This window comes from Neobacillus sp. GCM10023253, from assembly GCF_042653105.1.
Lineage (GTDB): Bacteria > Bacillota > Bacilli > Bacillales > Cytobacillaceae > Neobacillus > Neobacillus citreus.
On record NZ_JBHSHV010000006.1, the window covers coordinates 26,375 to 46,387 of the forward strand.

Below are 20,013 nucleotides of genomic sequence, written 5' to 3' on the forward strand. Positions count from 1 at the left end.
GTTTATCAACAACAATAATCATACGGATGCAGGGGTAGATTTGCAGGTAAACTCCACTTAGGACGAAACTGCTTATCCCGCCAATGCCAAGCCCCTAATGCCGCGGCGCAGGCATCAATGGAATGACTTTCTTCCTCTATACCAACCGGCAGATCGGTCAATTTTTGCTCCTTAAACCATTTTCTTATGAATGTCCTCGCAGCCAAATCCTGCTTATAGCTCAAAACATACTCAAGATTACTCCGAGAAATTCTTGAACCGATAACGGCACCCGGGTGCACTTCCACCATCGAAATAGGATTCTCAGTTTTCAAATTTCCGATTTCCCTGCTAAGCTTAATCCCTCTTAAGGTAAGATAAACCATTCGATTAAAAGTCGGTGGCATAATGGAACCGGATTTCATCCCTAAGGACACGATGTACTGCCTTAGCTCCTTATCACCCGGCCGGTCCCCGCCGCCATCCTGATATGATAAAGGAGCGTCGATTCCGATTACCACTTCATCATTCTGACTTTGATGCATAACTTCATTTAATATTTCCAGATCACCAATATTACTTAATTGTTTGATAAATTTTAAAGCACCAGCTTGTTTTTCAAATACAGCCAAGACAGTATCTTTACGATTGCTCGGTCCTGATAAATCAATCCCAATGATTTTCATTAAATGCTCCATCACTTTCTATAAATATTATGGAAAATCTTCTTACAAATTTTATGACAATAAGGCCAGTATTCAATTAAAATCCTTAATACTAAGGGGTAAATCACCATAGTTTTATAAAGAAGCGATTATTCTTTTGAAAAGAATAATTAAGTTTAGAAAGGAGAGTTTTTTTATGATGCAACAAACTGTTGAACTTAATAACAAAGATGTTCTGGGCTTAAAACCTATTACTCAATTAGTTCAGGAAGCTTCACGATTTCATTCTGAAATTTCTCTAACGCAGAAAGGCCGAAAAGTGAACTTGAAATCATTGCTTGGTGTAACGACACTCATGTTAGGAAACAAACAACAAGTAACCATAGAAACCTCTGGTCATGATGAAAAGGAAGCACTAGAACACTTATTGAAAAAGCTTGAATCGTTTAGCTGACACATGGGGACTATTCTTCTTCCCCCATGCCTCCGCTTCAACTCACGTTTTTAAAAACAAAAAGACAACCTTATTAGGTCGTCTATGTGTTTAGTTAACTCCAGTTAACCACTCTCATTGTCCAGTTGTTACGTTATGCTTTTCTCCAAGTTTAATCGGCTTGGAAAAGGATAGACTTTGAGGTAAAGTTATCGATGCTAAGCTGGCTAGAAGCGCAAGGATACCCGCAGCACTGAACGAAAATAGATGCGTTCCAAACACTTCGTACCCCCATCCGCCTAAGAAGGAACCAATTGCTGCTCCAATTTGATGCCCTACAAAAAAGGCTAATCCATTTAAAATTCCTAGTAACTTTACACCATATAAATCACCTAAGATTGCTGTAGCCATAGCCACTGAACCGGCCCATACCAATCCCCCGATAATGGAAACAAGAAAGAGCTGCCAAGTGTGGGCTGATAAAACAAGACCAAAAAATCCAAGTCCACGGACAAAAAATACTAAAAATAAAATATTTCTTCTCGGAAAACGGTCGGCGAGCTGTCCCAAAAACAATGTTCCGAAGATCGCGACAATTCCAATCAAACCTACCCCAAAGGAAGCAGTCATTGGCCCAAAATGATGATCCATCAACATAGGAACCCCGTGCGATCCTAATAGATTCATCCCAAATCCACAAGCAAATAACACAAAAACAATTTTCCAATAGGTTGGAGTCTTTAAAGCATCCTTCAATGTGATATTTGTCGGAGCTTCCTGTCTAGTTAATCCGCTGACATTACCCGGACCATCAGCCTCTTCTGGAACATCTTCCCTCATGATAAAGATCGCAGAAGGCAAAATAATACATACAAAGATTCCTCCAAAAAATAAAAGAGTATTCCTCCAGCCAACAAGACCAATCATCCATGTTTCAACGGGTGTCATAATCGCAATACCCGCCATTCCTCCGGTAGTCAAATAAAAAAGTACCTTCCCTCTTTGGCGGACAAACCATTTGCTAACAATCGGCGATAAAGTGATATTGCTTAAAAAGGAAAGCCCAATCGACAGGAACACACCAAAAGAAAGCAAAAAGGAAAGCATTCCATCGGAATAAACCGTCCATATAGTAGAAATACATACAATTGCCAGCCCAATCAACAAAACAACACGGGTATTAAAAGTTTTTAAAAGAATACCTGCAAGTACCATTCCAATTCCGTAAACAATCATTCCTACAGAAACAACGAGCGAAATTTCAGTTCGCGACATTTTTAAATCTTCCATTACCGGATTTATAAAAGGTCCGATTCCCATCCTCATTCCTGTAGTTAGCAAAACGATAATGGATGCGGTAAGGACAATATACCAGCCAAAATAGAGCTGTTTAGATTTATTCATGTTGTACACCTACTTCGATTTTACAAGAGAAACCTTTACAAACACACTTTAACATCATTCAGCATCCTTCCCTCGATAGCAAAAAGACTACAGTGATTCCTCATCACGCTCCATTCTGCTACTGTTTCGATCAATATTTTTCCAGTTCATACTTCCCTTTAAGTAAATATTATAGTTAATTATTTTGAAAATTACAAAATCAAAAATTATCCTCAAACACTAAAGGCTTATTAAAGCAAGGTAGCAAAATTCAAATCAGGCCACTTAAATCAAAATCAATCTCTTTCATAATTTCAAAAATAATATAATTGTCCCATTTCCCAACACACCAGTAGGCATTAATATCTGTATTTAATAATTTCATTTATTTTCAATTGTTATTTATTTTGAATAGTGTTATTATTCAGATAATATAACTTAAAGATGAAACACAGTTGCTTATAACGAAACAAATTAGAATCAAGGGGGAATGTCGAGATATGAAAAAGATTTTTTTGATTCTTGCTTTAGCTGTACTGGTTCTTAGTGGGTTCGAAAGCAGTTCAAATTCTCCGGGAGGAGCAAACAAGATGTCACATAAGAAATTGAGAGTTGCTATGCTGATTCCTGGAAAGATTGATGACCGTGGATTTATGGAGTCGGGGTATAACGGTTTAGTTCGAATTGAGAAGGAATTAGATGCGCAAACCACCTACATTGACCAGATTAAACCGGAATTGAGTGCAATGTCCGAAGCATTAAGAACGTTAGCGAAGAAACAACCGGATCTCATCATTATGCATGGAGGACAAGGTTCGGAAGCTGCCAAAATCGTTTCACAAGAATTTCCTAAGATCCAATTTATCGTAACACAAGGAAATGTTTCGGGGCCCAACCTTTCAAGTTATGAGGTTTTACAAGAAGAATCTGCCTGGCTAGCAGGTGCTGCAGCCGGGTTGTTAACAAAAACAGGAACCGTCGGGCATATGTCCGGAATTAGAGTTGTACCCGGTCTGAAAGGAAGAGCTGCCTACGTTGATGGCGTAAAGTATACAAACCCAGAAGCTAGAATTTTAACGAGTTTCATAGGCGATCAAGATAATAATGAGTTATCGAGAAAATATGCGGAAGCTCAGATCAATGAAGGTGCCGACATCATTTTTACGATGCTGAATTCAGGACGGAACGGGGTAACGGAAACTCTTAAAGAACACGGCCTGCACCATATTGGAAATGTAAGAGATTATGTGGCAGAACAGCCTGATGTTTTTATTGCCTCCGCTGTCGCAGATTCTGGAATGGCCGGGTTTTTAGCAGCAAAAAGCCTCAAAGAAGGAACATATACGCCAAATGTTATCAAAAAAATTGGCTTGGAAAATCTCGAGGCGATTAGGTTAACCCTATCCTCTTCTGTCCCGCAGGAGGTAAAGGATACAATTGCAAATTTATCAGCTAAAATTCAAAATGGGCAAATTGAGGTGGCTACAACTTATGATGGGCCGGAATTTAATTTGGAGGAAAACTAGTTATAAAGTAGTCGCTTCTGCATGATTAGCGAGGTCCCGCAAGATGAAGAGGATATCTCTATCTGAGACATCCTCTTTTTTCATTATAATAGCCGCTACCGTTACTGGATGCACATCTACCATTTATCAGCTTCCACCAACCCATCTGCACGGAGAACTCGTTCTATTTGTAAAAGAATCTGGATGAATTCCTTATAGTCATGATAGATTTTTTCCTGAGAATGGGCTGTATTGTTTCGTAATTCCTCAATTTTTCTGAAAAATTCCTTGCATTGACTATTTGATTCAAAGCCTAGCAGCTCGACTAATTTTGGTGTTTTCCGAATGATCGTGCCTTTATCGGATAACTGTAAATTGTCCACCAAAGTCAGGGCTTCATTTGTTGCTAACCGCTCTTCCAAAAGCTCCTTTGCTTTGGTTAATCTTGACTCTGTTAACTTATCAGACCAGCTGTCATCTGGATAATATTCTTTAATCACTGAAATGATGTACATTTCCAGTAGTGAAACGAAACTGAAGGCTAGCATCCTTATTGGCTGCTTTTGTAAATCGGCCACCGTGACGATCCTGGTAACTTTGTTCTTTTCAAGGATAAAGGTGAATTCTCTCTCCTGAAAAATATCCAGCAAATCAATCAAAGAAGTGGAATCTGAGATAAGGTTATCGGCATGAAAATCCTCAACAAACTCACTTATGATTCCTTCTTTTTTTATATCTTCCCTTTTTACGTATCCAATAAGTTTTCCGCCCTGTTTAACCCCATAAATATCAAAATCGCGATCAAACATTTCCTTTTTAACAGCGGCAGCATCATCTTCCGCTTCACATGTCTTGATCTCTTCTGAAAGCAATTCTACTGTCAGATTATTTTCATAGATATCTCTTAATTTCCGATAACCTTTTAGGGCATTGGATTTCAACCGTGACTCCCCCTTCCTTATAAATCAATCTTTTATTCTGGACGGTCTTTCAGGCTATCGTACTTTACAATCGGTCCAAGGTGACTGAACTGCCTTACTGCCTCCTCCATTAGCAACTCTGCCTCCCCGGATGTCCCAGCAAGAAGAATGTCCAAATGTCTATGCCCCATATTACCATAGCTATAAACAAGCAGAAAATCATCCGTTTCCCAAAGTTCAAATCGATACATAAACCAGTGGTTAGGCACAGCCAAATACTGCCCTGATTTAAATGTTTTCTCTCCTAGTCGGTGAAAGGCAAACTCCGCATGTACCGTGGTATATGATTGGCCAGCCTCTATTATGAGCGGCTGATTTTTCGTATATAGGTGTTCCATCCCTTCCAAAGTGGAAAGTCCTGTTTCTTTTTTTGTCGCTACGATGACAGGAGATTGCTTTTTTGTTCTAAATTCATAATAGTCGATGATCGCACTGTCACTCCATTGTACATGGAGATTGGCTTCTTTTAGCAAATTGGCCCACTTCCCGACATCTGCCGGGCTTTCCAATCGCTCACAAGAGAGATAGGTTCCGTTCGGGGTTAAAAAGAAGTCAACGATTTGTAAATACCAGCTGTCACCAAACGTTGGTTTTTCCTTTAGGTGGTCAGGCAGCGACCAATAGTTTTGAATGAAAATGGGCCCCATAATCTCATGAAAGCTGCGTACCGAAATAATCATATCAAAAGAATGCTTGGAAAAATGGTCGAGGAGCTCCATAAAGCCGATTTGATAAAAACTCACGTTTGAGAGCCCTAGCTGCTTGGCCAACTGCCGGGCACACTGGATTCCGTTTTCCGACTGGTCGACACCGACGATTTCCGCATCAGGAAAAAGCTGTGCATACCAGCATGCCGACAATCCATTATCACACCCGATTTCCAAAATTCTAGTTGGCTTTAATTGTTTTTGCTGGCTGACCCAGGTGAGCAATGACTTGTGAAAGGACATCGTCCACGATTCTGCTGCTAAACTAAATGGCAGAGTTTGATTCTTCACATCATATATGTTCCCTTTCCTTTTGCGGGAAATAAGCGGTTCCAGTTCTTCTGCCAGGACGGAATCTACAGCAGTGACGTGCTTCCAAAAGGCGAGCTTACTTTTGCATTCTTTGATTCCGAGTGAATTAAAATAGTCGTCAATATTGGGTTTCTTTTGTTTCGTCTCAATTGACATGCAAATATCTCCAGTTTATCAAAATTATTACTTATTATTAGGACTTGGTATTAAAAATAGTTAGTATAATATTAATCGTTTTTTATTATTTTTTCAAAAAATTTTATTAATCAATATAGAAAAAATGCCAGGGGCGATCAACATGTTGGTCGTTCCTGGCACTAATTAGGGTAAGCGTTAGCCCTTCTTTTGTTCTTTTTGATAGGCCTTCAACTGCTCGATCATCACGAGAAGCTCCGGTTCACTAATGGTTGGATAGTCGTCAATTTTATCTCTTACGTATTTCAATTGGTCGGGCAGATCCGTTTTTTTATTTGAAAAAAGCGATGCAACCGTTCCTGTTACAACACCTATTAAACCGATTCCGACGAACATAAGTACACTTGCAATTAATCGTCCAACAGTTGTCTCCGGATATAAATCCCCATACCCTACCGTTGTGGTAGTCACAACAGTCCACCACAGGGCATCACCATAACTGTCAAAGCTAGGTTCAATCCAGGCCATTGGGATGGCTGTCAAAAATAACAACGCAATAACGGTTATAAATAATTTATCAAAACGGTATTTTTCAATCAAAAGATCTAGAAGCGAATTATTTCTTTTCACAACGAGGATGAGCCGGACCAAGCGGATTAGGCGGATTAAACGAAGGGTTCTAAATATTTGATCAACGGGTATTAGTGCAAGTAGTTCTATCGGATGATTTTTGACAAATTCCCATTTATTTTTGCTTAACATCAACCGTATCACATAATCGACAGCGAAAAGCCCCCATACAAACCAGCCCAAAACATAATCTTCCCGCTCGGGCAATTCAGCTGCCAAGGAAAAAATAATCAGACCCGCTAACAGACATTCATAAACAAAACCAATCTTCCTTTTCAGCTTACCTCCCCCCTTTCTAAAAAAAATTCCCCATTTACCTAATTAATTTTAAGGGAAAAGCTTTGTAGAATACAAGGTTTAATGATGCATGGGAATGATGCATGGGGACGGTTCTCGTGCATCACTTCCACTTTTGGAAATAAAACATATCCCTATTTATCTTCCTATCTGTTATAATTGCTATGTTTTTTATCGCTTTTTCATTTCAGGAGGTTCTCCTATGAATCAATTATTGCAATTAAACACGATATTTATCAGTATTATAATAGAAGCAATTCCTTTTATTGTGATTGGAGCTTTTGTTGCGGCTTTAATAGAAGTTTTTGTGTCGGAGAATATGATTGTTCGCATCATGCCGAAAAATAAGATTCTTTCGGTGATAACTGCTAGTTTCGTAGGCGCAATATTTCCAGGATGTGAATGCGGGATTGTTCCAATTACGAAAAGGTTAGTCGAAAAAGGTGTGGCCCTTCCTGCCGCGATTTCGTTTATGCTCACGGGACCGATTATCAATCCGATCGTTCTTTTTTCAACGTATATCGCATTTGGTAATAGCTGGACGATGGTTTGGTACCGTGCCGGGTTTGCCATTGTGGTTTCGATTTTAGTCGGGATTGTTCTTTCTTTCGTGATCAAGACAAACCAGTTAAGGCTGAATGCGGATGAACATGTTCATGTCCATGACCATTCGAAACAAAATACGAAGCAAAAATTGGTCAGCGTGATTACTCATACCATCGATGAATTTTTCCACGTCGGGAAGTACTTGGTGATGGGTTCGTTAATCGCTTCAGCGATGCAAACCTTTATCCCGACTTCTACGTTGGCGGCACTTGGACATTCAAAAGTAGCGGGTGTTCTTGTCATGATGGCACTGGCGTTCATTTTGTCGATTTGTTCTGAAGCGGATGCTTTTGTTGCTTCGTCATTCAGAAACACGTTTTCACAAAGTTCCATCGTGACGTTCTTAGTATTCGGTGCGATGGTTGACATCAAGAACCTGCTGATGATGTTTGGTACGTTTAAGCCAAAATTCGTCATCCTGCTTGTTTCGTTAATTTCAGCATTCGTATTTATCGGTTCACTATTACTGTAAAGGAGGGAAGAAAATGTTTCGCGTCGTGATTTTATTATTGTTTACCAACTTGTTTTTCTATTTGCATTTATCAGGAAACATTTCGAAGTATATTAATATGAAGTATTCCTTTCTTTCCTACAGTATGATTTATGCCCTATTCTTCCTAACTATTGTAGAAGGAATCAGATGGTACCTTAAAGAGAAAAAATCAGAGATAGAATTGGAATGTCATGAATGCCATCATGATCATTCACATGACCATAAAAAGCCTTCTTTTGGAAAAAAGCTAAAAAGAACGGTTTCGTATACGATGATTGTTCTTCCCGCTTTGACAGGTGTGTTTTTGCCGGTAGCGACCCTAGATTCACAATTAGTTAATGCCAAAGGATTTAGTTTTCCTACTTTAGAGGACGGGGCCGACCGTTATGGCATGCATCAAATATTAAATCCCGACATGAGTAAATTTATGGGCCAGGATGCATTTACGGATTTAGTCAAAAAGGAATTCAAATCGTATAAAGGAAATGACCATATTACCTTAACAGATGAGGACTATTTAAAAGGCCTGGAAGTCATCTACAATTTTTCCGGGGAATTTGTTGGGAAAACCATGACGATGAAGGGTTTTTCATATAACGGTCCGGGGTTAAATGGCAACCAAATCTTTTTATTCCGATTTGGGATTATTCACTGTATTGCTGACTCTGGTGTGTTCGGAATGATGATTCAATTTCCTGAAAATGTCCACATCCCAAATGATCAGTGGTACGAAGTAACGGGAACGATGGACACGATGTATTATCAACCTTTTAAAATGAAAATCCCTATTTTAAAAGTGACGGATTATAAAATTATTTCACAACCGAAAGATGCGTATGTTTATCGGAATAGTTTTTAATATAAAAAAAAGAAAGCTCCAAGCACTTTAAAAAGTCCTTGGAGCTTTCTTTTTCGAGTGGCTTCTGCGCCTCTAATCAGAAATGCCAGTCTGGAAAAACGTCTTTTTTCTATCATAGCGTTCTAAGGCAACCAAAAATAACCTTCTTTTCAACAATTCTTTTTCTAACAATTTGTAATTTTTGTCGGCCATTTTTAGTAAAGCTGTTATGTACCTCTCTATAATATTTTCATCACTAAGTTCCACCACGTCCATTTCAAGTTCGTTGTCATAAGCAAGTGTAGTCAAATGAAATCCCCCTAAAATATCTACTATTTTAGGCAGCTCAGCCATCCTAGTTTCATCGAACCCTTAGACCTGTAGCTTTGCGTCCCAATCTTTCGAGTGGTTTGCCTTTATCTAAATAAACTAATTATTTATATTATATTACAATTTTTTCAAATATTACATAAAAATATTTTTTATGGTAAACATAAACTAAGAAAAGTGACAATTATAAATTTGATTCCATTGTTAACATCCCTGCCAGCTTTCTTGTTGGCAGGGATGTTAAATAAAACTTTTAATTTTTTAAGCGTCCAGTTTGGGTTTGAATTGATTATGTTATGAAAAAAATAATCAAATTGAATTCAATTCCCATGATTTAATTTCTTACCACTTTTTCATTCTTTTTGCCTTCATCTATTGGCCCAGGTGCAATACTTTGGTCATTGGCTGTCAAATCGATGCCATAATCTTTAGCAAACACCATATGAGTTTCCACTAGTACGTCCTTTGAGTTTTCGTCTAAATTGAAAACCCTGGCACCGCGCAATCTGTTTCGATCAGCCCCCGAAAGGCCGTATGCACCAAAACCAGTGCTGCCGGAATAGCCGAGCAGGATTCCATAATAGTTACCCATATAAGTATTTACGTGGTCATGTCCGCAGAAGACCCCCTTGACATCTCCTCTTTCCAGCATAGCTGAAAACATTCCGCTGTTGATTGGCCCTGGGCATTCCTCTTCATTTCTTTCTCCAACAATATTATGTTTGTTTACAGCATTTGCGTGATCAGCATCTGTTCTTCCGTCCACACTTCCGAACCACATAAATCTATGTTCCCAAAGCGGGATATGAATAAATACAAGCGATGGAACCTTATGCCCCCACTGCTGCTCAAGTTTTTTCGATGTCTCATAATACCAGTTGACCTGGTTCATACGAAGCCAGTCCCATGTCGGGTATCCTTTAAAATCTTGTCCCGCAATCGTTTGAGGGGCATATCTTCCACTGTCAAGCAACCAAAGGTTGAATGCCGCATCTGTACCTTTTGAATTTTTGATAAGAAGATTCATGTTTCCAGTACCCGTTATGTCTTTTACCCCAGGTGTGTTCATATTGTATCGGTAAGACATATAAATGCCCAGCATGTCCTCCTCATTTAGGCCGCTTTTTGGAGTGGAATCCTCATCATGATTTCCGTATGTAATGGCCCACTTAATCCCTCTTTGCTCCATCGGCTGCGCCACATTGTTTATGGCTTGTTTCATTTCGGTAGGAGTGTCACAGCCACCAGTGATGTTGTCTCCGTTTAGGACCACAAAATCCGGTTTCTCTGTATCGAGGACTTTTTCCATCAACTGTATGGTACGGCGGTCAATATTTTCATCATCCTGTGTATCATTAAACTGAACAATCTTGAATTTGCCGTCTGGATTAAATTGAAGTTTCATATCATCATTTAATTCGGCATAGGCTGTCCCAGAAAACAAATCTTTTGGAAGGCCAGCTGCTCCCAATGTTAAGGCAAGTGTGCCTATTCCCCCTATTTTGATAAATTTTCTTCTGTCCATCTCCTTGTGTGACTCCTGATTACTCATTACAAAACCTCCTCAAGTCTTTTTATTAAATATTAAAAAAGTACCTATTAATAAAATAGCAAGGAGATTTTAATTCTCTGTATGGCTTATGTAAATTATTGATTATAAATTGGTAAAGAATGCAAGACATAAATAAATCCACCTGAGCCCAGCTACTCGAAGTGGATTTATTTTTATTAAATTCGCAATCAAGGTCAGTTGTTTCACATAAAAAACATGTGATTGGGTCACCCTGTTTTCATTTCACTATTTATTACTAATGTCATTTTAACAATGGTTTAAAAAAATATATGTCCCGTCCAGTTATGAGTTAGACTCCTAAATCAGCATTCTATCTATATAGTTTTTACAGCACTAAAAGCTTGCTTCAATGCATTGGCTGCCTGGTTGATGGCGTTATGTGCTTCCGTCAGCACTCCCGGCATCCAGAAGAAACCGTGAATCATTCCTTCATAGCGTGTCGCTTCCACCGGTACGCCTGCTGCTTTCAGCCGTTCCGCATAGGCTTCCCCTTCATCGCGCAACGGATCAAAGCCTGCCGTAATCACCAGCGCAGGCGGAAGTCCGCTTAAATCCTCTGCCAATAATGGGGATGCATACGGATTTTGGCCATCCTCTTCATTACGTAGATAATGATTCCAGAACCAGACCATTGTATTTTTTGTTAAAAAGTAACCCTCTGCATTATCACGATAAGAGTCCGTGTCATAAGCGTGATTTGTGACAGGATAGATAAGCATTTGATAGGCAAATGAAGGGCCTCCCTGTTCACGAGCCATTAAGGCCACAACTGCTGCAAGGTTTCCGCCAGCACTATCACCTCCTACTGCAATACGCTCAGGGTCTACTTGGATGGATGCAGCATTTTCCGATAACCACTTTGCTGCGGCATACGAATCCTCAGCGGCAGTCGGGAATTTGTGCTCAGGGGCCAATCGGTAATCGACAGATACGACGACGCAGCCTGCTCTGTTTGCCAACATACGGCAAGGCACGTCAACCGTATCCAGGTTGCCGATAACCCAGCCCCCTCCATGGTAGTAAACCAATGCTGGGAATGGTCCTTCACCCTCCGGCGTGTAAATACGAACAGGGATTTCTCCACCCGGAACCGGAATGGTCCTGTTTTCTACTTTGGCTACCTCTTCAGGCGCGCCCGCTATTAGACTAAAATCACCCATCCTGGCTAGTTCCGGAGTTAGCTGCTCCATAGGCGGAGCACCGGCGGACTCTAATTGTTTTAAAATAAACCATGCTTGAGGATCAATATTTGACACGAAAAATCCCTCCTTCACTTTGCTATCATCTTGGTTATCATGTGCTAGCAGAGAGGTAAACCCTTCATAGCCTCTTGCTGCAATATCATCACAAATTAATCGATATAGCCCAACTCCTCCGGCAAAGGCAAGGAATCCGCGCGGCTTACCGTCGATATTCGCACCCATGTACCAGGAATCTGTTTTAGTTAGCAGAGACATGTCGGCAATAGCGCGGCATTGATGGCTCCAAAATGCTTCCGCCTCTTCAGTGGCCTCAAATGCTTCCAAATGATGCTCACGAAGATAATCAATGCAATCGGCAACCCAATCCACATGCTGCTCAATCGAAACCATCATGTTGCTTAGTACCGATGGGCTTTGCGGACCGGTCAGCATAAACATGTTCGGGAATCCGGAAGTGGATAGTCCAAGATAGGTCTTCAACTCGGCGCCGTCTGCCCACTTATCCTTGAGCGAGACATCGTTTTTTCCACGAATATCAATTTTAAATAAAGGTCCTGTCATGGCATCAAAACCAGTCGCAAACACAAGGACATCTAGTTCATACTCGTTGTCTGTCGTATTGATTCCATCAGGTGTAATTTCCATAATTGGCGCTGTCTTAATATCGACAAGTGAGACATTTTCTCGGTTGTAGGTTTCAAAATAGTTGGTATCTATGATAGGTCGTTTAGTAGCGTAGTAGTAGGTCGGCATTAACTTTTGTGCTACTTCGGGGTCATGAACAATTTGCTTAATCTTGGAGCGGATAAAGGATGCGGCGGTGTCATTCGACTCTGGCACCATAGCTATATCATTGTAGTTGTAGGTAAGTGAAAATAGTCCGCCCTCTTGCCAGGCTTTTTCATATAAACGTTCTCGTTCTTCTGGGGAATCCTCCAGGGCAGACCGCATCCGAGGTCCATATGGTACACCGTGCTGCGAGTATCGCATTTGCTGTTTAGTCTCATCATAATTTTCCCAAGTCTTGCGGATTTCTTCTGCCTCAAGTGAATGATTTTGCGCTGGACAGCTATACTGCGGTGTCCGTTGAAAAACAGTGAGGTGTCCCGCTTCTTTGGCAATAACCGGGATTGCCTGAATTCCACTTGAACCAGTTCCGATCACCCCGACACGCTTGCTGCTAAAATCCACCTTCTTGTGCGGCCATCTTCCTGTGTGGTACATCTCGCCTTTGAAGCTGTCTAATCCCTTAAATTTAGGGATGTTAGAAGAAGAAAGACAGCCTAATGCGGTGATAAAGTATTCAGCTAAGACGAAAGTGCCATCTTCCATGCGAATCTCCCAGTTACGCGATTCTTCATTGTAGCGGGCGGCTGTAATCCTTGTGTTGAACTGAATGTCGCGCCTTAGGTCCAGTTTATCTGCCACAAAATTTATGTAGCTTAAGATTTCCGGCTGCTCGGCATATCTGGATGACCACGTCCACTCGTCCAAAATCTCCTTTGAAAAAGTATAATTGTAGTAAATACTTTCGATGTCACATCTCGCACCCGGGTAGCGATTCCAATACCAGGTGCCCCCAACATCATCCGCCGCCTCATAAACGCGAACCGAATACCCGGCCTCCCGCAGCCGATGAAGCATATACAACCCAGAAAACCCAGCCCCAACCACCACAGCATCAAACACCTGACCACTTTGTTGATTCAATGCCATTTGCAAATTCCTCCTTTGGGAAATGGGGACGATTCTCATACTTTACTATGTATTTTCCCATGACCACCTGAATAAAACGGCATGATGCAACAGAACGTCCCCGCGCCATCTGTAAGCGCTATCAAATATATTCTTTCTGGATGATTAAAAGTCCTTTTAACAGAATAAATTTTTTGGGGATAGGTTCATGGGATGGTCCATAAATTAAATATTTTTAAAATTTTAACCTAAAGACAGTAAAAAAAACGCTATAATTATAACAACATTCATATTTATCACTATTTAATTAGGATTCTTTCTCTATAAAAATAGAATAATACATTAATAGGAGGAGATTACCTTGCTTTTCGCGTCGGTAAACGGAGTCAATCTCTACTATGATCGATTAGGCAACGGCGATCCGCTAGTACTCATTCATGGGTTGGGGGAACGAAAAGAAGGATGGAAATTTCAACATGAGCTGGCAGAACATTTCGATTTAATTATCCCTGATTTACGGGGCTTTGGAAAAACCAGGTGTTCAGAAAGTCAAGAAATAACCATCAACGCCTTTGCAAGAGACATTGTTGAGTTATTGGAACAATTAGGCTTGAACGAAGCGCATATCCTTGGTTTTTCCATGGGAGGAATGGTTGCGCAGGAAATTTATAAGATACGTCCGGAAAAAATAAAGTCACTCATCCTTGCAAACACTCTTTTTTACGTTCCGAAGTGGTTAAAAAAACTATTGCTGCGGACAAACAAAAAATTTACAAGTAACTTGACGATTGAAAAATTCCACACAGGAGCGACTTCGAGATGTTTGCATGATAAAAATGAAGAAGCCGTTCAAAAAGTCATGCCAATTTGGTCCGAACATCTTGACGGATTTCTACCAGGAGTAAACGCATGTTTGGAAATTGATTATCGGCAAACATTGAAAAAAATGAATGTTCCCACTTTGGTCATTTCCTGTCAGAATGATAGAATTTGTCCCCCCTTCAATCAAAAAAGAATGCATAAATTAATACCAAACTCCAAGTTTTATACGATCAAAAAAGCGGGCCATGTGGGGAAAATCGAAAAAACTGATGAATTCAACCATGTGGTATTACACTTTTTAACATCTGTTTCTGCCTGAAGGAATAAATGGATGTGGCGAAACTGCTAGAAATAAATCCAAATTTGAAAGACCGAACATGCATTCACATGTCCGGTCTGATTTCATCTTAGGGGTTAACTTAAAATCCTCGCACTAAGAATGATGCACGAGAACCGTCCCCATGCATCACCCTTTTAAATACTTGTCCAAATTCCTACACTTTTTATTTCCTTATATTCAGGTTCCCACATGGCTTCGGTAACTGCTTGCTCCACATTCTGAATGTCTGCCCTCGCTATTCCTTCGTTTATGGCCCCTTTGGCTACTTCAACGGCAACGTATTCTGAAACTTCGTGCAGGTTTTCAACGGCTGGCAGGAGCGATGCACCTGGTTTACTAGTGTCTGTCATTTTGGCAACGGCATTAGCTGCGGCTGCAAACATTCCTTTTGAGATGATTTCAGCTTTTGCAACAATGGCTCCAAGGCCAAGCCCTGGGAATACAAATGCGTTGTTTGCCTGCCCAATTTCGTAGGAAACTCCATTGTATACAACAGGATCAAACGGGCTGCCAGTTGCTATTAACGCCTTTCCATCAGTCCATTTGATTAGGTTTTCTGGGACTGCTTCCGCCAGTGCAGTCGGGTTGGACATTGGGATAATAATCGGCCGTTCAACATGCTTGACCATTTCTTTTATAATATCTTCAGTAAATGCGCCCGCTTGTCCAGAGGTACCGATCAAGATGGTTGGTTTTACCCTCCCGACTACTTCGATTAATGAAATGATGCCATCCTCATTCCGATCCCAGTCCTTCACTTCTTCTGCTTTCCGCAAATATGGTTTCTGGAAATTCAAGACGTCCCCAGATACGTCAGTCAACAACCCACGGTAATCAATTGCCCAGAAACGGTCATAGGCCTCTTCCCTCGTTAAACCTTCAAGAATCATAGCATCTACCAGTTGGTCAGCGTTTCCAATGCCGGCCGACCCTGGTCCGAACATTACAATCCGCTGATCCTTCAGGGATGTGCCTGTGACTTTCAAGGCAGACATAATTGCAGCAAGGGTAACGGCACCTGTTCCCTGGATGTCATCGTTGAAGGTAAGGATTTTGTCACCATATTTGGCCATGATGTTGCGTGCGTTCACATTTCCAAGATCCTCCCAGTGAAGAAGCACCTCAGGAAAAAACTTTCTGGCAGTCTGGATGAATATATCAATGAAATCCTCATAACGCTTTCCTCTAACACGCGCAAATTTGTTACCGATATAGATAGGATCAGAAATCAACGTCTGGTTGTTTGTACCAACATCTAGGACAACTGGCAGAACGCGGCTTGGATCAATACCAGCAGCTGCTGTATAGACCGCAAGTTTACCGATTGCGATATTAATGCCGCCTACCCCTTGGTCCCCTATCCCGAGAATGCTTTCTGAATCCGTAACAACGATTAAATCAATCCCATTTTTAGGAAGTTCAAGATTATAAAATGCCGTTTCAATGCCATCTAGGTCATCGATGGAAAGATACAGTCCACCTGGGCGACGGTAGGTATGGGAATAGGTCTCTATCGCTTCACCTACAGTCGGAGTATAGATAATCGGAAGCATTTCTGCCAAATGATCCTTCAACAGACGGTAAAACAGAACGACATTGCGGTTATATAAATCATAAAGTACGCCGTTTTTGAACAAATTGGTGGTCCGCATTGAATATTGCTCATAGACTTTTTTTACCTGTTCATCAAGCGTGAGCACCCGAGGCGGCAGCAAACCATCGAGTCCAAGATCCTCCCTCTCTTCTTTCGTAAAAGCCGTTCCTTTATTCAAAAAAGGATTAGAAAGAACTTCTTTACCTCTAAGCGATGTAATAATCACATTTTCCGGAACATTCATGAATTCTCCCCCTTTCTTTTTACTCATAATAATTATCTTTGTTCTTTTTCGATAAGTTGATGCATGGGGACGGTTCTCGTGCATCATTTACGATTAAAAATGATGCAAAAGAACCGTCCCCATGCCTCATTTCACCAAAAATTTGGAATTTTTCCCAATTTTATTGTGTTTCCAAGTTTAGTATAATGGTAATACACCAAGATTTACCTTAGGTCAAAAAAAATAGGCTTAAGGAGAGTGAGAAACAAGTGTTGGATGACATTATTTTCTCTTTAGTAATTGGTGGGACAGTCGGAATTCTTGGACATGTTCGGAAGCATGGCAAAATTGTCATGCCGCGCCGAACAAAAAAATTTCTTTATCTCGGGTTTCTTGAGGAAATGCTTCTAGGTGCCATTGCTGCGCTCCTTCTCGTTTTTTATACCGCTCCTAATTCCTTTATAGAAAATATCTTCTTCTCGCTAATTGCCGGAATTTCAGGTGATGCAGCTCTTACAAGTTATAAAATTATCAGACAGCACAATGAGGAGAAAGCAAAGTCCAACAATCAATAACCGAAAAAGATTAGTTTCAACCCCACAGCATCAGTCTTAACTGATGCTGTTTTTTGTAATTCAATCCATTATAAACACTGGCTTTATCTAAAATTAACATGAGTAATTTTGTAATGAATTGCTCAAGGGAGACAAAAACTAACCAAAAAATATCTCAGTTAAAGGAGTTTGGACATGCAATTAAAAGCACCCGAACCTTTTACATTTGAAGGCGGCGACCGCGCAGTGTTGCTTCTTCATGGTTTTACCGGCAACACAGCAGATGTACGTATGTTAGGCCGTTTTTTAGAAGAAAAAGGCTACTCCTCCCATGCACCCCTATATAAAGGACATGGCAGCGCCCCGCCCGAAGAGCTTATGAACTCCACTCCGGAAGATTGGTGGAAAAGTGTATTGGAGGGTTACCAGCTATTAAAGAAAAAAGGTTACGAAAAAATCGCAGTAATTGGAATCTCCCTTGGGGGAGTTTTTTCCTTAAAGCTGGCAACCGAGGTTCCATTGGCAGGAGTTGTCCCAATGTGTGCACCGATGGGATTTAAAAATAAAGAAACGCTGCCAAAAATGGTACGGGCCTATGCCAAACAGTACAAGGAGTTAGAAGGAAAAACGGAAGAACAAATCACAAGTGATTTGAGTGCATTTCAGGATAACAGTATGCCAGCGGTCGAAGGTTTAAAGAGGCTAGTGTCGGATGTTTCCACTCAGTTACATAAAATAACAGTTCCAACCTGCATCGTTCAAGGACGACTTGATGATGTTATTGATATGGAAAGCCCGCAAATCATATATAACGGAATTAAAACTGCCAATAAAGAAATCAAGTGGTACGAGAACTCAGGTCATATTATTACCCTCGAGGACGAACGAAATAGTGTGGAGGAAGATGTTTTTCAATTTTTGGACCAACTAAATTGGGAAAATGTTGAACAAACAATACCCCCTCTTCAGGAAACGAAAGCACCGCAGATATGGTGGTAATTTTTAAAAGGTGCCGGGCACTACTCTAAAATGGGTGGTGCCCGGCACTTTTTTGCTTTAATAAAGGAAAATGGATTGGGTTTAAAGAAATTGTAGGAAGGACTATTTTTGCAGGGAGGACTGTAGATGAAAATCGCAATTTTGTCAGATATTCATGAAGGCTTGAATCGAAAACGGACTCAGAATGAAATTATGGCGGTGTTAAATAAATGGATGGAAACCAATCGGCCCGATGTGTTTATGATCAGCGGTGATATGACAGCGGGTCCGGATAAAAGCCTTGCTCTTTTGAATAAGCTACAAAATGATTTTGCCAAGACAAAGATCCTATTTGTGCACGGCAACCATGATGTCTATTATGAAGATTCTAAGGTCGCTAATGAAAAATTGCTTCAGTTCCCCGGGAATCTTGGAAATGGCCCGGTTGAATTAAATGAGGACTGGGTCGTAATTGGTGATGGCGGTTGGTATGATTATAGTTTTCAAATCGAAGGTTACACGGAAGAACAATTTAGGATCGGCACGTTCAACGACTTTACATGGCCGGATAAGCAATATGCCCATTGGCCGGGTTCGGATGGCGAAGAAACGGACCGTTACGTTGAAAAGCTCGAGAACTGGTTAAAGGAGTATCACGGTAAAAATATCATCATGGTTACACATGTCGTTCCCTTTAAAAAATATTTACAATTAAAGGGCGATCCATCTTGGGATTTTTTCAATGCCATGATGGGCAGCGAACGTTTTGGTGAATTGGCATTGAAATATGGCGTAAAAAAGTATATTTTCGGTCATATCCATACCAGATACCATGAGCACTATAACGGAATCGAAATCATCTGCAACCCATTAGGATACTATCCACATGAATGGCATCACCAAACAGCGGAAGAAGAGATTTTTTCTGCGATTAAAGTTATTGAGATTTGATGTCCCCTTTAGGTAGAAAAAACGGCTTATATTAATTATCGATTCGGCCCTTATCCACCGGCCTTTTAAATTTGTAATCTGTCCTAAAAAAACTATAAATAGGCCCTGAGGACTTTGAATGCACAACGGTTGTTGCGGACGCGGGATTTTCAATATTTAAGGAGATCGTGACATGATCATCGTTTGGGTAATTAGGATCATATATATTAATGGACAGATCGTTCTTATTCAAGTGATATCCGTATGCAAGAACTTGATGATTTTTTCCAAACTGAAAAGGATTGAGGGATTTTACTCTTACTAAACCAAGCGGCGATAGCTTTCCATGATCAAGATCATTTTTAATTCGTGGCCATTCATTTATTATCATTCTCCAGGACCTTCCGTGCGGTGCAGCCCCTATTTTACTAGCCATTGTTTCATCGTCCGGTAGTACAGGATTCATCAAATACAAATATTTAATAAAACCTAAGGGCAAATTTAAACTATTAATCTGCCGGTTAACGATAAAGTCAAATAACGGACCAGCGGAAGGGGCTGCCTGATTTGACGGGATTGACATGTTTGCTTCAAAGTAGTCCATGACTGCAAAAACCATTCCGCCACAAAGGCCGTAAGATGCATCACCAAATGTAATCTGCCTACCCCAAATATCAAATTTTTTTAAAGGAACACTTGGAAAGCTGTTACCGAATTTAAACCCAGCTGAGCTAGGTCGAAACTCTGATAAGTTTGGCATGATGACTTCCCCCTATTGCATGTAAATAAATAAAAAACATATAGTCGAA

General features: G+C 40.5%; 19 protein-coding genes, 1 pseudogene and 1 riboswitch. Of the genes and pseudogenes, 8 read left to right on the forward strand and 12 right to left on the reverse strand.

Translation table 11 applies throughout. The features are described 5' to 3' along the window. Positions 1–5: 5 nt before the first annotated feature. Positions 6–665, reverse strand: coding sequence for a DUF429 domain-containing protein (locus tag ACFPA1_RS07600; protein ID WP_213145999.1), 660 nt, complete (start codon positions 663–665; stop codon positions 6–8). A 175-nt stretch (positions 666–840) separates the two neighbouring features. Here ACFPA1_RS07600 and ACFPA1_RS07605 point away from each other — a divergent pair, with 175 nt between their 5' ends. Further along, positions 841–1,098 (forward strand): HPr family phosphocarrier protein, encoded by a 258-nt coding sequence (locus tag ACFPA1_RS07605; RefSeq protein ID WP_241113694.1) that lies wholly within the window; start codon positions 841–843, stop codon positions 1,096–1,098. A 114-nt stretch (positions 1,099–1,212) separates the two neighbouring features. Here ACFPA1_RS07605 and ACFPA1_RS07610 read toward each other — a convergent pair whose 3' ends face one another. Continuing rightward, positions 1,213–2,481 (reverse strand): MFS transporter, encoded by a 1,269-nt coding sequence (locus ACFPA1_RS07610; protein ID WP_213145998.1) that lies wholly within the window; start codon positions 2,479–2,481, stop codon positions 1,213–1,215. 479 nt (positions 2,482–2,960) lie between these two features. Here ACFPA1_RS07610 and ACFPA1_RS07615 point away from each other — a divergent pair, with 479 nt between their 5' ends. After that, a complete protein-coding gene (locus ACFPA1_RS07615; RefSeq protein WP_213145997.1) occupies positions 2,961–3,986 on the forward strand; it encodes a BMP family protein in 1,026 nt (341 codons plus the stop codon). Here the strand turns inward: ACFPA1_RS07615 and ACFPA1_RS07620 are convergent, their stop codons facing one another. The 4 genes from ACFPA1_RS07620 to ACFPA1_RS07635 form a co-directional block, all read right to left on the reverse strand. Further along, a complete protein-coding gene (locus ACFPA1_RS07620; RefSeq protein ID WP_378581912.1) occupies positions 3,987–4,109 on the reverse strand; it encodes a hypothetical protein in 123 nt (40 codons plus the stop codon). Next, positions 4,103–4,906 (reverse strand): hypothetical protein, encoded by an 804-nt coding sequence (locus ACFPA1_RS07625; RefSeq protein ID WP_378581913.1) that lies wholly within the window; start codon positions 4,904–4,906, stop codon positions 4,103–4,105. The genes ACFPA1_RS07620 and ACFPA1_RS07625 overlap by 7 nt, the downstream gene beginning before the upstream one ends. A 32-nt stretch (positions 4,907–4,938) precedes the next feature. Then, the gene (locus ACFPA1_RS07630; RefSeq protein WP_378581914.1) at positions 4,939–6,120 is read right to left on the reverse strand and encodes a methyltransferase domain-containing protein; all 1,182 of its coding nucleotides are present in this window, start codon (positions 6,118–6,120) and stop codon (positions 4,939–4,941) included. Positions 6,121–6,297: 177 nt separating this feature from the next. Further along, the gene (locus tag ACFPA1_RS07635) at positions 6,298–6,912 is read right to left on the reverse strand and encodes a potassium channel family protein (protein WP_378581915.1); all 615 of its coding nucleotides are present in this window, start codon (positions 6,910–6,912) and stop codon (positions 6,298–6,300) included. Between the two features lie 298 nt (positions 6,913–7,210). Here ACFPA1_RS07635 and ACFPA1_RS07640 point away from each other — a divergent pair, with 298 nt between their 5' ends. Together ACFPA1_RS07640 and ACFPA1_RS07645 are read left to right on the forward strand one after the other, a co-directional pair. Next, positions 7,211–8,104 (forward strand): permease, encoded by an 894-nt coding sequence (locus tag ACFPA1_RS07640; RefSeq protein ID WP_378582474.1) that lies wholly within the window; start codon positions 7,211–7,213, stop codon positions 8,102–8,104. 13 nt (positions 8,105–8,117) lie between these two features. Further along, positions 8,118–8,984, forward strand: coding sequence for a TIGR03943 family putative permease subunit (locus tag ACFPA1_RS07645; protein ID WP_378581916.1), 867 nt, complete (start codon positions 8,118–8,120; stop codon positions 8,982–8,984). 72 nt (positions 8,985–9,056) lie between these two features. Here ACFPA1_RS07645 and ACFPA1_RS07650 read toward each other — a convergent pair whose 3' ends face one another. The 4 genes and pseudogenes from ACFPA1_RS07650 to ACFPA1_RS07665 all read right to left on the reverse strand — a co-directional run. Then, positions 9,057–9,272 carry a hypothetical protein gene (locus ACFPA1_RS07650; RefSeq protein WP_378581917.1) on the reverse strand — a complete coding sequence of 72 codons (216 nt, stop codon included), beginning with the start codon at positions 9,270–9,272 and terminating at the stop codon, positions 9,057–9,059. 28 nt (positions 9,273–9,300) lie between these two features. Continuing rightward, positions 9,301–9,388, reverse strand: a riboswitch (cyclic di-GMP riboswitch). A gap of 239 nt (positions 9,389–9,627) precedes the next feature. Beyond that, positions 9,628–10,845, reverse strand: coding sequence for a metallophosphoesterase family protein (locus tag ACFPA1_RS07655; protein WP_378581918.1), 1,218 nt, complete (start codon positions 10,843–10,845; stop codon positions 9,628–9,630). A 335-nt stretch (positions 10,846–11,180) separates the two neighbouring features. Further along, on the reverse strand, positions 11,181–12,056 hold the full coding sequence (locus ACFPA1_RS07660) for an alpha/beta hydrolase (RefSeq protein ID WP_378582476.1): 876 nt from the start codon (positions 12,054–12,056) through the stop codon (positions 11,181–11,183). A gap of 1,083 nt (positions 12,057–13,139) precedes the next feature. Next, a pseudogene (locus tag ACFPA1_RS07665) lies at positions 13,140–13,823 on the reverse strand (flavin-containing monooxygenase); the annotation flags it as partial. A 301-nt stretch (positions 13,824–14,124) separates the two neighbouring features. On the opposite strand from ACFPA1_RS07665, the gene ACFPA1_RS07670 reads away from it, so the two are divergent. Continuing rightward, the gene (locus tag ACFPA1_RS07670) at positions 14,125–14,904 is read left to right on the forward strand and encodes an alpha/beta fold hydrolase (RefSeq protein WP_378581919.1); all 780 of its coding nucleotides are present in this window, start codon (positions 14,125–14,127) and stop codon (positions 14,902–14,904) included. A gap of 155 nt (positions 14,905–15,059) precedes the next feature. Here the strand turns inward: ACFPA1_RS07670 and ACFPA1_RS07675 are convergent, their stop codons facing one another. Continuing rightward, entirely contained in the window at positions 15,060–16,763 is a 1,704-nt protein-coding gene (locus ACFPA1_RS07675; RefSeq protein ID WP_378581920.1) for an NAD-dependent malic enzyme, read from the reverse strand. Between the two features lie 248 nt (positions 16,764–17,011). On the opposite strand from ACFPA1_RS07675, the gene ACFPA1_RS07680 reads away from it, so the two are divergent. The 3 genes from ACFPA1_RS07680 (at position 17,012) to ACFPA1_RS07690 (ending at position 19,225) form a co-directional block, all read left to right on the forward strand. Beyond that, positions 17,012–17,317 (forward strand): DUF4257 domain-containing protein, encoded by a 306-nt coding sequence (locus ACFPA1_RS07680; RefSeq protein WP_213145988.1) that lies wholly within the window; start codon positions 17,012–17,014, stop codon positions 17,315–17,317. Between the two features lie 174 nt (positions 17,318–17,491). Beyond that, a complete protein-coding gene (locus ACFPA1_RS07685) occupies positions 17,492–18,295 on the forward strand; it encodes an alpha/beta hydrolase (RefSeq protein WP_378581921.1) in 804 nt (267 codons plus the stop codon). 126 nt (positions 18,296–18,421) lie between these two features. Then, positions 18,422–19,225, forward strand: a complete 804-nt coding sequence (locus ACFPA1_RS07690; RefSeq protein WP_213145986.1) for a metallophosphoesterase — start codon at positions 18,422–18,424, stop codon at positions 19,223–19,225. A gap of 31 nt (positions 19,226–19,256) precedes the next feature. Here the strand turns inward: ACFPA1_RS07690 and ACFPA1_RS07695 are convergent, their stop codons facing one another. Beyond that, positions 19,257–19,964, reverse strand: coding sequence for a hypothetical protein (locus ACFPA1_RS07695; protein ID WP_378581922.1), 708 nt, complete (start codon positions 19,962–19,964; stop codon positions 19,257–19,259). Positions 19,965–20,013 lie beyond the last annotated feature (49 nt).